This is a genomic window from Streptomyces sp. NPDC050625 (assembly GCF_040654755.1).
Taxonomy (GTDB): domain Bacteria; phylum Actinomycetota; class Actinomycetes; order Streptomycetales; family Streptomycetaceae; genus Streptomyces.
Window position 1 is genome coordinate 1 of record NZ_JBFAIQ010000077.1, and the last position, 10,996, is coordinate 10,996.

Genomic DNA, 10,996 nt, shown 5'->3' on the forward strand with positions numbered 1-10,996 from the left:
GCGCAACCGCCTCATGCCCCGGCTCTCGGGCCGGGGCCGGCCGGACCACGTCGCCCTGACCTTCGACGACGGGCCCGACCCCCTGTCCACGCCCTGGCTCCACGGCTGGCTGCACCGCCCGCTGTTGCTGCGCACCGGCGTGTGCAGCGGCCTCGGCCGCGCCTTCGCCGCCGCCCTCGAGGCCGGCCGCACCGTCGTCGGCACCGTCCGCAACCCTGAGCAGATCGCTGCCTTCGAGCAACTCGTTCCGGACCGCGCTCACGCCCGCATACTCGACGTCACCGACATCGATGCCATCGCGCCGACCGTCGCGGCGATCGAGGACCAGGTAGGTCCCATTGACGTCCTCGTCAACAACGCCGGCTACGGCGTCGAGGGCACCTTCGAGGTACCCCGTTCGACACCTTCCGCCACCAGTTCGACGTCAACGTCTTCGGCGCCATCGCGGTCACCCGGGCCGTCCTGCCCCGCATGCGCGAGCGCCGTGCCGGGCACATCCTGTTCGTGACCTCCATGGGAGGTCTGCGCGCGTTCCCCGACCTGGCCGCCTATGACGGCTCCAAGTTCGCCGTTGAGGGCATCGCCGCCACGCTGGCCCAGGAAGTCGCACCACTCGGCATTCATGTCACGGCGATCGAGCCCGGCTCTTTCCGCACCGACTGGGCCGGCCGCTCCATGCACCATCGCCGACTACGACCCGATCTTCGCGCCGATCCGCGAACGCCGCATCGACATGAGCGGTCAGCAGCTCGGCGATCCCGCCCAGGCCGGCCGGCCGCGCCCTGCTCGCCGTTGTCGAGGCGGAGAAGCCATCGACCCACCCTAGGGCGAGTATTCGGGCGTGATCAAGGGGTGGTCTTGGTGAGCCAAAGCGCGATGGTTTTCATATAGGCAGGCTGGTTGTCACCTGCGAGGTTGGGTGCCGGACTCGGGGGTGTCGGCCGACTCCATGGTGGTGGGTCGGCGTCCGCCGCAGCAGGCCACCACTACTGTCGCCGTGGAGTTCAGGAAGATCGTGAACCAGGATGACCTGTCCACCGCGTCGACGGATCCGGTACGAAGCGGCTCTTCCCCGGCTCGCAGAAGGATGTCGACGCTCTCGGCCAGGCCATCGATCGTGTGGCCACGCTTCAAGGAGTGGTGCATTCGACGCCGGAAGACGCCCGCGTGCCGGTTGGCCGGGACCAGGCCGTCCCAGACGACGTAGTCAGCCCCGGCGATCAAGGCGTCACGTGCAGGCCCGCATGCCGGAGTCTGTTCGCGGAGCATGGCGATGAGGTCGTCGCGAGTCACACTGCGCCCCGGCGACAGGAAGACCAGTGATCGGCTATGTGTGACAACTCCAGCGCCTCTCTGGTGACAGTCCGGCTGCTTCGACCTGGTTTCTGTGCAGCCTATGCGGTGCCGTCGGTGACAACTACCGAGCCTCGGCACACTTGGCCAGGTCCTTGATCCAGATCATCGCGCCGCGAAGGTGGAGGCCGGCGAGGTAGCTCGCAGGGGTCTTGTCGTAGCGAGTGGCGATGCCTCGCCAGGCTTTCAGCTTGTTGATCAGGCGCTCGACCGTGTTCCGCTCCTTGTAGAGCTCGGCGTCGTGGCTGACGGGCCGGCCGCCCGTGGAGCCTCTCATCTTCCGGTTGGCGGCCTGGTCCTTCTTTTCCGGGATAACTGCCTTGATGCCACGTGTGCGCAGGTGAGCGCGGTTGCCGCGGGACGAGTAAGCCCTGCCCCCGGCGACCGCGTCGGGACGAGTACGGGGACGGCCGACCGGCCCACGGACCCGCACCTTCTTCAGGACGGGGATGAACTGAGGGCTGTCAGCGGCCTGCCCTTCGGCCAATACGAGCGCCAGCGGGCGGCACTTGCGCTCGTCGGCGACGTGGACCTTGCTGGTCTGACCGCCCCTGGAACGCCCGAGCAGGGCGGCCTTCAGGCGAAGCTTGCGCCTGCGCCGGACACGTCGTCGCTCGTCCCGTTCCAAGTCGGGTGCGGCGTCCTGCTTGTTTTGTTCCTCCGAGCCGCCCCCTTCTGCCGGGCCTTCTCCGCCTCCTCGGCGGCCTTCTCCAAGTCGGCAAGCGTGTCGGAGTCGAGGTGCATCCCAGCGGCGTCGTGGTGGGCCCGGACGGTGGTGGAATCCACGCTGACCAGCGACAAGTCCACCTCACCCCGCTTCGCGGCTTCCGTAATCACGCCCTCCAGCAGGGCCTCGAACACCCCGGCATCCCTCCACTGCCGGAAGCGGTTGTGGACAGTCGACCAGGCGCCGAACTCCTGCGGCATCTCCCGCCACTGGCCACCCGTCCGAAACCGCCAGATCACGCCCTCGAACTGTCGGCGCAGCCGCTCGGGGTACGGGCCGTACTCACCGATCGGCAGGTACGGCTCAATGAACTCCCACTCGGCGTCTGTCAGTTGTACTCGCGTCATACAACAAGATCTGCCGGATCAGGCACGACCGCGAGGGCGAAACCCGCAAACTGATCACAACCCGATACCCGCCCTAGTCCCCGGCAGCGACGGGCTCCGGCTCGTGGCCGGCGCACGCTCCACCTTCGACGCGGAGACAGCCGCTTGGAGCGAGCTGTCGAAGTCCACCGACTACCCCGACGGGGAACAGATCGCGTGAAAGCCACTGAGCGAAAAGGGTGGTTCTCGAAGTCCCCACAGCCAGCATCGGGAGGTGGAGCGCGGTGGCTTCGGCTTCGCCGCCGCGCTCCGTCCGCGACCGAGGACTCTCTGCCATCAGCGGTTGATCGCTCCGGGGTCCGGGCAGCGAGGCTGGGGCGTGGTGGGACGGGTCGGTTGCGGCCCGCCCCACCGGTGGCGCGGATCAGAAGGGCTTGGTCGGCAGGTACTTGCCGTCCAGGGTGATGACGGCGCGCTCGCCGCCCTCGGGGTCGGCGACCTTCTTCACGTCGAGCTTGAAGTTGATCGCGGAGATGATCCCGTCGCCGAACTGCTCGTGGACCAGGGCCTTCAGGGTGGTGCCATAGACCTGGAGAATTTCGTAGAAGCGGTAGATGGTCGGGTCGGTGGGGATGCCGCCGGGGATCGAGCCGCGGGTGGGGATGGTCTGCAGCAGCAGCGCCGCATCGTCGTCCAGGCCCAGCAGCTCGGCGACCGCCTTCGCGGAGTTCTCCGGCAGGGGGTGCTGACCGAGGACGGCGGCGGTGGTGAAGGCGACCGACAGGCCGGCGGCGTCGGCGATCTGCTGCCAGGAGAGGTCCTTGCGGGACTTGGCCTCCACGGCCTGAGCGGCCAGGGCCTGACGCGCGGCGGGGTCGAACTGAGCGTGCACCATGAGTGGACTCCTTTTCGGTGAGTGCCGCTTCGCGCATCGTGCGCAAAGCGCGCGGGTTCAGGGGGTGGTCTCGGACGGCGCTGGCAGGGCCGGTCCGGGAAGCCGGTTTCAGGCCGCGAGTGGGGCGGTGAAGCTGGTGGCGTTGAGTTCCTCGACGCGTCCGGTGGCGATGTCGAAGACCCAGCCGCTCAGCGTGACCTTCTGCTCGGCCAGGGCGCGGGCGACCGACGGGTGGGTGGCCAGGTTCGCCAGCTGAGCCAGCACGTTCTGCCGTACCAGGGCCGGCACGTCCCCCGTGGTGGCAGTACGGGCCACCGAGGCGTCGGCGAGGCGCAGCCAGTCGGCGACAGCCGGGGCGTTGCTGAGGTCGTGGCCGTGGGCGAGGGCGGTCATCGCGCCGCACGCGGAGTGCCCGCAGACGACGATGTCCGTCACGCCGAGTTGAGCGATGGCGTACTCGATGCTCGCCGCGATCCCGTCGGCGCCGGGGGTGTAGGCGGGGACGAGGTTGCCGGCGGTGCGGATGACGAACAACTCGCCGGGCTCGCACCCGGTGATCAGCTCGGGGACGACGCGGGCGTCGGAGCAGCCGATGAACAGCGTGTGCGGGGTGTGGTGGGCGGTCAGGTGGGCGAAGAGCTCCTTCTTGGCCGGGAAGACGTCCTGCTGGAAACGCGCGATGCCCTTGGCGAGGTCATGCATGGTCACTCCCTTCCGTGGTGGCCCGGGCCCGTGGGCCTGGCGAATTCAACTGTGCATGACCTCGATCTATAGTGTCCAAGACCTGCTAACCATTAATGCTATCGATGACATCTATAGTTGCGGTATGGCTCTGGAACTGCGTCATCTGCGCTATCTGCTCGCCGTAGCCGATCACGGCAGCTTCACCCGTGCTGCCCAGGAGCTGCACATCTCCCAGCCCACGCTGTCCCAGCAGATCAAGCAACTCGAACGGGACCTGGGCACACTGCTGCTGGACCGTACCGGCCGCACCGTGCGCCTCACCGACGCCGGCGAGGCGTACACCCACCATGTCCGCAGCGCGCTGCGAGACCTGGCCGCCGCCGAGCGTGCCGTCCACGACGTGCAAGACCTCTCCCGCGGACATCTACGGCTGGCGGTCACCCCCACGTTCACGGCCTACCTCGTCGGCCCGCTCACCGCCGAACTCCACACCCGCCACCCCTGCATCAACCTGATCGTGCGGGAGACCAGCCAGGACCGCATCGAAACCGGCCTCCTGGCCGACGAGTTCGACCTCGGCATCGCCTTCCACGGCCCCCACCTGCCCGGCCTCACCCCCACCGCCCTGTTCACCGAGACGCTCACCCTGGTCACCGGCACCCACCACCCCACCGCCGACCGACCGAGTCCGCTACCGGCACCAGAGCTCGCCGATCGACAACTAGCCCTGCTCAGCGGAGACTTCGCCACACGCAGCCACATCGACGCTTATCTCCAACAACACCGCGTCAGCCCGCGCATCACCGTCGAGGCCAACTCCATCCAAGCCCTCACCGAAGTCGTCCAACGCACCCCACTCGCCACCGTCCTCCCCGACGCCATCACCCACGACCACCCCCGCCTCACCCTCATCCCGCTCGACCCCGCCCTCCCCACCCGCACCGTCACCCTCCTCCACCGCACCGACGCCTACCAAAGCGCCGCCACCCGCGCCTTCACCCACCTCACCCACGACCTCGTCCGCACACGCGGATACACACCGGCCTCCTGAACGCACCATCGGCCACCCCTGCGCCGAGCTGGAGGGCGCCGCCCGTGAGCCGGCGCGGAAGATTCGGGCTGGCCGCCGCTCGCGCCCGCGGCCGGGTCGGCGGGTGTCGGCCGAAGCTCTCCCCGGAGCGGGCCGCACCCCGCGCGACATACGCCACGGTCTCTTCCAGGCGCTGGGGCTCCCCGGTGAACCGCCGGCCCGCCCGATCAAGTTCGACACCCTCCTCAAAGAGGCACTCGGCGAGGAATTCCGGGTCCTGGTCTGCGACGAGGCCCAGTGGATGAAGAAGACCGGGTTCGAGTTCTGACGCCACCTGTGGGACGAAAAACGAACCAACATCGCCGTGATCTTTGCCGGGGCGACGGCTCCTACAAGGTGCTGCGACGCGAGCCGATGCGGGCCTGCAGGATCTTCATCTGGCAGGAGTTCACCCGGATGTCCAAGGACGAGGTACGGGCCACGATCCCCGCTTTCCACCCCGTCTGGGCGGACGTGGACACCGCACTGATCGACGCGATCGGCAAACAGGCCACCCACGGCAGCATCCGCCGCTTGCGGCCCTGCCCGCCCAGATCCTCTAGTCCTTGCAGGCCCGAGCGGTTGAAGCGGTGCAGCCAGCACCGGACTGTTTTCTGGCTGCAGCCCAGCTCCACCGCGATCGCCGGCACCCGCAACCCGACCAACTCAGCTCGATCATCCGCGCCCGCATCACTGCATCGCGCGGAGCCTTCCGCGCCCGCGACAACGGGCGAACGACAGTACATTCGTCCTCATCACGTCCCGGCCGTGCCCGTAACACCATCGCCCAGCACCCGCCCCCGAGCACCTTCAACTACCCCGCCACCGGGACACATACCCGGCGATCGCCCGGTGGGCATGTGCGCGTGTTAGGGACGTAGTTCGGTGCACGAGTTCGTTTTTGAGGGCACCGAAAAATGATTCAGCCATCGCATTGTCCCAACAGAAACCCGTGCGGCCGACCGATGCTCGCGGTCGTTTCGAGCCACCCCATCCCGCAATCGGGGGCCGGGACAGGACATGTCCCGGCCCCCGATTGACACATGAGCGACGAGGAACAGGCGCTACATGCGGCACATGCCGAGTCGAGCCGGCTGCCGGCACCTCACGGACCGGAGCTCTGCACCAGGCGGTCGACATCTACTTCGGCGAGGACGCGGACCTCCGTCTCGGCGTACTCCGCCATGTCGGGTTCCCGTGAATCGAGAACCGACCCCAGCCAGCCCAGCAGAAAACCGAGTGGGATCGTGACTATTGCGGGGTTGCTGAGGGGGAAAGCGGCGAAGTCCAGATGGGGCAGCATGGAGGTCGGACTGCCTGAGAGGGCGGGGGAGAACACCACTAGGAGCACCGAGGAGATCAACCCCCCATACACGCTCCACAGTGCACCCTTGGCGGTGAAATGTCGCCAGTACATGCTGTACAGCAACGGCGGCAGCACGGCGGATCCCGCGACTGCAAATGCCAGGCCCACCAGCAACGTGATGTTCTGGCCCTGGGCGAACAACGACAGCCCGATTGCTGTGAGACCGATCAGCACCACCGCACCCCGAGCGACCAGAAGTTCGCTCTTCTCCGACGCCTTTCCCTTCATCAGCCCGACCTGATAGAGGTCATGCGCCAATGCGGTCGACGCAGTCAGGATAACTCCGGAGACCACGGCCAGGACCGTAGTGAAGGCCACGCACGAGATCAGCGTAATGAGGATCACCCCGCCGAGGGACTCACTCAGCATCAGCACGGCAGAGTTTCCCGTCGCACTATTGACCTTGATGGCGGTCCGGCCGAGCAGCGCCGCCGCGCCGAACCCCAGTATTGTGACCATGAGACAGAAAGCCAGCGTCAACCAGGTCGCGACCTCGACGGATCGGCGGGCCGCGCGCGCCGTGGGGACGGTCCTGAGCCTCCCCAGCACGTGCGGGAGCCCGGCTGCTCCGGCGAGCACTGCCAACTGCAGGCTGAAGGAGTCGAGTTTGCCCATGGTGCCGTCGCCATTGCTTACGCCGGGCTGGAGGAAGGCATCTCCGAGTCCGCTGTGGTCCGCAGCCCGGCTCAGCAGGAGCATAGGATTCCAGCCAACCTTCGACATCACCAGCATGGTCAGCCAACCGCCCCCACCCAGCAACAGGACCGCCTTGACAACTTGGACCGCCGTCGTGGCCCGCATGCCCCCGATCGCGACATAGAGGATGAGGAGGAGGCCGAGCGAGACGACCATGATCCGCCGCGCGCCTGGTCCCTCCAGCCCCAGGACTGGTGCGGCCAGTGCCCCGGCACCGACCATCTGGGCGGTCACGTACACCAGGCAGATGCACAGGGCGGCCACTCCTCCGGCCACCTGCACGGACCGGGTGTGCAATCGCCGAACGAGCCTGTCGCCGATGGTGTATTGACCGGTGCTGTGATAGCGCCCCGCGATCAACAGTAGGTTCACGACCAACGCGACGATCGCGCCCTTCAGATAGCCGAGGGCGTCGTACCCTGTCAGCGCGATCAGGCCAGGCGTACCCAGCACCGTAGCGGCCGACAGATAGACACCGAAGATGGCGATGCCGTTCTGTAGCGGTGTGAGGCGGCCGTCGCCGATGTAGAAGGCGCGGGGTGTGGTCTGGTCCGTCGTAACCCAGATGGCGAGGAACAGCGCGCAGCTCACGAATACTGCGAAGATCACGAACACGGGAGCGGAGTGCGCCGTTTGCTGGGCAGCGGTCATCGGGTGTCTTCCTCTTCTCCCAGCCAGGCCCTGACCTGCGCGGCCTGCGGGTCCAGGACGCTCCTCGCGTAGCGGACATACCACCAGACCGCCCAGGCGCTGGTCCCGTACTGGAGAAGGTTCAACGCCAGGGCAACGTTCAGCAGTCCCGCAAGATGCATGGCCATCAAACCCGGGGCCACGCCAGCGAGCAGGGCGTCCAAGAGGTAGAGCGAGACGACGGCGCCGATGACGGTGAAGACGGGGCGCCTGCGGGCCGCACCCTGTCGCAACAGGGTGAGATCTTCCTGGAGTTTCGGGGCGACCGCAGGGCCGGCGCCGGGCACCCACGGGGGGCAACCGTCCTGTCGCCCACGACCCTGTGGTGACCTTTGGGGACCGGGCCATGCGTCCGGCCCACGCGGTGTATCCGGCTCCCCCCATGCCGCATACCGCCCGAACGGCGGGACCGACGGGTTCACGCCGCACCACGCAGTGGCGCGGTGCGACCGTTGACCACGGCCGTCCCCTTGGGCCGGTTGGTGTGCCCGGCCGGGTCGTGGGACAGCTCCCGTGCCGTACGACGAGCCCGGCTGTCCCTTGTCTGGCGCACTTCACCGTCCGCCGGCCTGCCCTCTTGCAGTACCTGTGCGCAGGCGAAGTCGGGTGCAGCAGTCTCACTGCCTTCACCGACTGCGTCGGTGATGGGGTGGCGCAGTTTGCCGTCGCAGTACAGACAACAGTGGGCCAGGGCTGAAGAGGGAGCCCCTACAGCGGGCTCGATAGCGGTTCTCATGACATGTCCTGAAGGTGAACGGTGGTCCGGGACGGGGATGCGGCGACCGGGGTGGCCGTGGTGGTCACCGGCGGGGTCCTACGCCACGACGGCGAAGGGCTGAACTTGTGGTGATCCGGGGGGTGAGCCTCCCAGAGCCGGACCACTGTGATGCGGCGTCATCCGGGTTCGGATGCTGCGGCGGCGGGCGCACCTCACCGCTGGCGAATTTCAGCGGCGTTTTGTAGGGAATAGCGAAGGGAATCGCCTCGATGTCGACGATTTTCATGTCGCTTCTTCCAGACCTTCCAGGAATATGTCGTTCTTCTCGAGGACCTTCAGCAGATTGCTCAGCAGGGGCGAGCTGTCGTCCTTACGCGAGGCCAGGTCGAGTCGGACGGTGAGAGCGTTTTCAATGGACTTCTACAGCACACCCTCGCGGGGCGCGGAGCGGATGGAATCCGGCAGGACGGCGATACCGAGACTGGCCGCGACCAGCGCAGCGCGTCGAGTTCTCGTTGACCTCGTAGGCGCAGTGCGGGTGGAACCCTGCCGCTATACAGCCGCGGATTACGGCATCGTTGACGACGGAGCCGAGTACGGCGCCGTACATGACGAAGTTCTCGTGCCGAAGCTGGGCGAGACGGACGGTCTCCGCCTTGCTCAGCCAGTGCTCCTCCGGAATGGCGAGGACCAGCTGTTCGTCGGCGATGGGGCGGTGGGCGATTCCCTCCTGTCGGACGGGAGGCCTCAGGACGCCCATGTCGAGGCGGCGCTCGACCAACCCCGTTTCCTGGGCGATCGTGAGCATCTCGGTGTGCACCTCCAGCATCACTTGGGGCATCTCGCGCTCCAGCAGGCGGGCGAGGGCTGGCAGTTGGCGGTACGACCCAGAGCCGGTGAGGCCGATTCGCACCACCCCCTCAGCTCCCGAAGCGAAGCGTCCGACCCTGGCTACGGCGTCGTCGACGCACTTGAGGATGCGCTCCACGTCACCGCGGAACACCTCGCCGGCGCCGGTCAGGGCGACCTGCCGGGTGGTGCGAGTGAAGAGCTCGACGCCCAGTTCTACCTCCAGCCGGCGGATCGCCTGGGAGAGCGGTGGCTGCGCCATGTGCAACCGTTCCGCCGCCCGGCCGAAATGGCACGTCTCGGCGACTGCCGCAAAATAGCGCAGATGCCTGAGCTCCATCGGAATCCCCCTCGATTGCGACCCAGCGTAGGAACGGGAATGCCGATTCTACAAATACTTTATTTCGGGGTATTCGTATGCGACAGATATCAATACCCTCGTGGGGCAACCGTAGGGAAATGCCTGGGGCCTGACCTTCACCGCGCTGTCATTGTGCTGGAAAGTGGCGACCACACGCCGTTGCCGGCCGGACGGTCCGGACGGCGGGACATGATCGGAGGGACAGCGCGGCTGACCTCTATGCCCAGGTCCCGGGCCGCGGCGACCAGCGTGGCAAAGGTCCACTCCGAGGGCCCTGACTCGTTCGACGGCTGCACCTCGAGTCGGCCGGGCGGGGTCTGCTTGACCAGGCCGACGATCCTCGAGCGTTCGGCTTCGGTGATCCTTCGCTTGCGGCCCCGCCCGCCCAGATCCTCCAGCCCCTCCAGGCCCAAGTGGTTGAAGCGGTGCAGCCAGCGGCGCACCGTCTTCTGACCGCACCTCAGCTCGCTGGCGATCTGCGGGACCAGCCACCCGTCCCAGCTCAGCTCCACCATCCGGCACCGCTCCGCCACATCCCTTCAGCGCCTTTCTGGCCGACGTCAGGCGGTGGACCACCGCCGGTCGTAGCTCATCAGGCCGTCACCTCCACGCCGTGAATCCGGCGGGGGCTGATGTAGACGCCGTACGTCACCAGCACCAACGCGCACCGCCGTGCCCGTTGCCGCCGTTCCGCCTGGCGTCGCTCATACGCGACGAGGTAGGGGCGAACAAGCCCGATGTCCTCACTCCGCAGCACAGGCACACACGGGAGATGCGTAGTCGGTGTGTCCGGTGCCGACGCGACGGGGCGTGCGTCTGGCGCCCGGTGGCGTCCTCCCGCAGCCAGTAAGAACCTCAGCACCAAGACGCCCAGTGTCGCGAAAGCTTGTGCCATGTCGTCAACCTCCCGGGGTTGATGGCCATGCCCCCGGGCCGTCGCCACGGTTGCGGGGGTCCGGCTTTTCCGGAAGCTCCATCGAATCGTTCGGGGCAGACCTGGGAGAAGAGCCGCGCAGGGGGCCAGGGAGGGGCCACACTGGAAGGGAGAGGGGGCCAGCGGGTGACGGATGAACGGCGACGGCAGTTCGGGGCATACTTGGCGCGTCTGAGGCGCGATTCCGAATCAACGGCAGCTCGCCGCCATGTTGTGCACGATCTCGGGCTCTTAGAACTCCTAACGAAATGATCTTCGAGATGGTTGGATCACTCCAGGAGCGATGATCCGGGGGTGCGGGGTGGCGCGGCCGAAGCCGTGGGATGTC

Annotated in this window: 11 protein-coding genes and 3 pseudogenes; 3 read left to right on the forward strand and 11 right to left on the reverse strand. The window is 67.3% G+C overall.

The genetic code is table 11. The annotated features are described in order from the left end of the window. Positions 1-109: 109 nt before the first annotated feature. Positions 110-772: pseudogene (locus tag AB0I54_RS47355) on the forward strand (oxidoreductase); the annotation flags it as partial. 131 nt (positions 773-903) lie between these two features. Here the strand turns inward: AB0I54_RS47355 and AB0I54_RS47360 are convergent. From AB0I54_RS47360 to AB0I54_RS47375, 4 genes and pseudogenes are all read right to left on the reverse strand, one after another. After that, positions 904-1,224, reverse strand: coding sequence for a hypothetical protein (locus AB0I54_RS47360; protein WP_363302615.1), 321 nt, complete (start codon positions 1,222-1,224; stop codon positions 904-906). Positions 1,225-1,417: 193 nt separating this feature from the next. Further along, a pseudogene (locus tag AB0I54_RS47365) lies at positions 1,418-2,427 on the reverse strand (IS5 family transposase). Positions 2,428-2,830: 403 nt separating this feature from the next. Further along, positions 2,831-3,301 carry a cyanase gene (gene cynS / locus AB0I54_RS47370; protein ID WP_363302616.1) on the reverse strand — a complete coding sequence of 157 codons (471 nt, stop codon included), beginning with the start codon at positions 3,299-3,301 and terminating at the stop codon, positions 2,831-2,833. A 108-nt stretch (positions 3,302-3,409) separates the two neighbouring features. After that, complete coding sequence (locus AB0I54_RS47375; protein ID WP_363302617.1) at positions 3,410-4,003, reverse strand: carbonic anhydrase; 594 nt, start codon at positions 4,001-4,003, stop codon at positions 3,410-3,412. A gap of 124 nt (positions 4,004-4,127) precedes the next feature. Here AB0I54_RS47375 and cynR point away from each other — a divergent pair, with 124 nt between their 5' ends. After that, positions 4,128-5,036 carry a transcriptional regulator CynR gene (cynR, locus tag AB0I54_RS47380; protein WP_363302618.1) on the forward strand — a complete coding sequence of 303 codons (909 nt, stop codon included), beginning with the start codon at positions 4,128-4,130 and terminating at the stop codon, positions 5,034-5,036. Positions 5,037-5,139: 103 nt separating this feature from the next. Continuing rightward, positions 5,140-5,343 (forward strand): ATP-binding protein, encoded by a 204-nt coding sequence (locus tag AB0I54_RS47385; protein ID WP_363302619.1) that lies wholly within the window; start codon positions 5,140-5,142, stop codon positions 5,341-5,343. A gap of 61 nt (positions 5,344-5,404) precedes the next feature. Here AB0I54_RS47385 and AB0I54_RS47390 read toward each other — a convergent pair whose 3' ends face one another. From AB0I54_RS47390 to AB0I54_RS47420, 7 genes and pseudogenes are all read right to left on the reverse strand, one after another. Then, positions 5,405-5,800, reverse strand: a complete 396-nt coding sequence (locus AB0I54_RS47390; protein ID WP_363302620.1) for a helix-turn-helix domain-containing protein — start codon at positions 5,798-5,800, stop codon at positions 5,405-5,407. Between the two features lie 64 nt (positions 5,801-5,864). Then, positions 5,865-6,026 (reverse strand): annotated as a pseudogene (locus tag AB0I54_RS47395) (integrase core domain-containing protein); the annotation flags it as partial. Positions 6,027-6,159: 133 nt separating this feature from the next. Further along, positions 6,160-7,767 (reverse strand): cation acetate symporter, encoded by a 1,608-nt coding sequence (locus AB0I54_RS47400; protein WP_363302621.1) that lies wholly within the window; start codon positions 7,765-7,767, stop codon positions 6,160-6,162. After that, the gene (locus AB0I54_RS47405; protein WP_363302622.1) at positions 7,764-8,039 is read right to left on the reverse strand and encodes a DUF485 domain-containing protein; all 276 of its coding nucleotides are present in this window, start codon (positions 8,037-8,039) and stop codon (positions 7,764-7,766) included. Before AB0I54_RS47405 ends, AB0I54_RS47400 begins: the two co-directional genes overlap by 4 nt. A 567-nt stretch (positions 8,040-8,606) precedes the next feature. Beyond that, entirely contained in the window at positions 8,607-8,810 is a 204-nt protein-coding gene (locus AB0I54_RS47410) for a hypothetical protein (protein WP_363302623.1), read from the reverse strand. 123 nt (positions 8,811-8,933) lie between these two features. After that, entirely contained in the window at positions 8,934-9,713 is a 780-nt protein-coding gene (locus tag AB0I54_RS47415; RefSeq protein WP_363302625.1) for a LysR family transcriptional regulator, read from the reverse strand. A gap of 137 nt (positions 9,714-9,850) precedes the next feature. Then, entirely contained in the window at positions 9,851-10,249 is a 399-nt protein-coding gene (locus AB0I54_RS47420; protein WP_363302626.1) for a helix-turn-helix domain-containing protein, read from the reverse strand. Positions 10,250-10,996: the final 747 nt, after the last annotated feature.

Excerpts from the sequence above, each read along its gene's own strand:
- AB0I54_RS47415 (WP_363302625.1), bottom strand. The coding sequence starts at position 9,713 with ATGGAGCTCAGGCATCTGCGCTATTTTGCGGCAGTCGCCGAGACGTGC.
- AB0I54_RS47400 (WP_363302621.1), bottom strand. The coding sequence starts at position 7,767 with ATGACCGCTGCCCAGCAAACGGCGCACTCCGCTCCCGTGTTCGTGATC.
- AB0I54_RS47390 (WP_363302620.1), bottom strand. The coding sequence starts at position 5,800 with ATGTACTGTCGTTCGCCCGTTGTCGCGGGCGCGGAAGGCTCCGCGCGA.
- cynR (WP_363302618.1), top strand. The coding sequence starts at position 4,128 with ATGGCTCTGGAACTGCGTCATCTGCGCTATCTGCTCGCCGTAGCCGAT.
- cynS (WP_363302616.1), bottom strand. The coding sequence starts at position 3,301 with ATGGTGCACGCTCAGTTCGACCCCGCCGCGCGTCAGGCCCTGGCCGCT.
- AB0I54_RS47420 (WP_363302626.1), bottom strand. The coding sequence starts at position 10,249 with ATGGTGGAGCTGAGCTGGGACGGGTGGCTGGTCCCGCAGATCGCCAGC.
- AB0I54_RS47375 (WP_363302617.1), bottom strand. The coding sequence starts at position 4,003 with ATGCATGACCTCGCCAAGGGCATCGCGCGTTTCCAGCAGGACGTCTTC.
- AB0I54_RS47410 (WP_363302623.1), bottom strand. The coding sequence starts at position 8,810 with ATGAAAATCGTCGACATCGAGGCGATTCCCTTCGCTATTCCCTACAAA.